This window comes from Enterobacter sp. ZOR0014 (assembly GCF_000798855.1).
Taxonomy (GTDB): domain Bacteria; phylum Pseudomonadota; class Gammaproteobacteria; order Enterobacterales; family Enterobacteriaceae; genus Enterobacter; species Enterobacter kobei.
In genome coordinates, this window is sequence record NZ_JTLF01000384.1 from 1 (window position 1) to 466 (window position 466).

General features: G+C 53.9%; 1 pseudogene. It reads right to left on the reverse strand.

Going from position 1 to position 466, the window contains the following annotated elements:
* Positions 1 to 466, reverse strand: a pseudogene (locus tag L977_RS24825) (hypothetical protein); the annotation flags it as partial.

Genomic DNA, 466 nt, shown 5'->3' on the forward strand with positions numbered 1-466 from the left:
CGCCAAAGCATATGCGCAATATGTCCCATTTCACATTTCGGACATACGGACACTATCCGCTCTTCCGGCAAAACAATGGCATAAACCTCATAATGGTCATGCTGCCACTCGGCAATCATGTCCACATCATCGCCAGCCTGAACACGGGTAACCCCGACCCAGCCACGAAACGGCTGACCATTAATCATCCCCTGCACATATTCCGCCGGATCATTCGAAGATTCGCTTTCTGCCATCATTGCAGCACCGACGCCAGGACTCCCTGCAACTATCGCTACAGCAGCAACTGCTCCACGCTGGTCCTCTGATATCTTCGGCAGCACACTGGTCCGATAGGCATCGGCGTCGAAATACTCACTGAATTTCTCATAGCGAAACGCTTCCAGTTGCCCTGATATTTTCTTCAGAGGACCATAAGGCGGCAATACCGGCGGAGGGGGAAGCTCCCGCGTCCACGGCCTGCCGT